This is a genomic window from Carnobacterium sp. (assembly GCF_032094055.1).
Lineage (GTDB): Bacteria > Bacillota > Bacilli > Lactobacillales > Carnobacteriaceae > Carnobacterium_A.
The window spans coordinates 17170-18008 of sequence record NZ_DAMDAK010000024.1 but is presented as its reverse complement, the minus strand read 5'-3'; the positions used below and the strand labels follow the sequence as shown (position 1 = coordinate 18008).

At 32.2% G+C, this 839-nt stretch carries 1 protein-coding gene; it reads right to left on the bottom strand.

Going from position 1 to position 839, the window contains the following annotated elements:
• The coding region (locus tag RT405_RS05520; protein ID WP_313468255.1) for a hypothetical protein at nucleotides 1-285 on the bottom strand (285 nt) is incomplete at its 3' end.
• Between the last annotated feature and the right edge of the window lie 554 nt (nucleotides 286-839).

The window sequence follows — 839 nt, the reverse complement described above, 5'->3', positions numbered from 1 at the left end:
GTAGCTAATATCAAATACATAAAAAGTTTCTTCATTTAACAGAATACAAGTGTGATCAAAACTCATGTCGAGCAAGGGTTGAATATTTTGGTGTGAAATGATTAAAGGTTCGATGTTTCGTTGCGGAACAAAGTAGTCATAGGAAGAAGCGGTTTCGTAAAGGTGGTCATGCTTTTCGTTTTGTCTATTTAAATTATTGATTCGAGACAATTTCGACTTTTCATAGAAATTTTTTCCCTTTCCATAATATTCCATTGCTTGTCGTTGCTGAAAGTTTGTTACCATGAAACATTCCTCTTTTCTATTTTTTTGTTAAAACCTTAACATGATTAGATTGTAACCGATTTCAAATCAAAAATCAGCATTATTTGAGCTGCCATTAAATTATTACTGTTTTTTAATCAGTTCCTCTTTATGTTCAGTAAGAAAAAAGAAAGGGAACGAAAATGAGCCATTTTTTTAGTGCTTTTTGAAGGCAAGGATCTTTTTCTCATTTTATTTTTACTCTTTTTCTATGGGAAAGGCATCAAATCAAACTTCTTCACTTTTTTTATTTTTTAATAAGAAATTTTTTCTTTTTTTTTGCCAAACTGAAACTATTTTCTGACATAACGAGCGATTTCTTGTTTTTCAGCGGGATTTTAACTGCTTTTGAGCTTTTGCCGGAATCAGCTGCTTTCGAGTACTCTGTGAGTGTACAAGGCCTTGTAACATTTTTTGAAGGAATGATGAAGATGCTCAGAAAATTAGCAGTAGAAAAGGAAGAAGCATTTTTTGAACGGCATTCTGGTATTGTATTTGGTGCGTTAAAAAAAGAAGGTATACTGCGTTCTTATCCC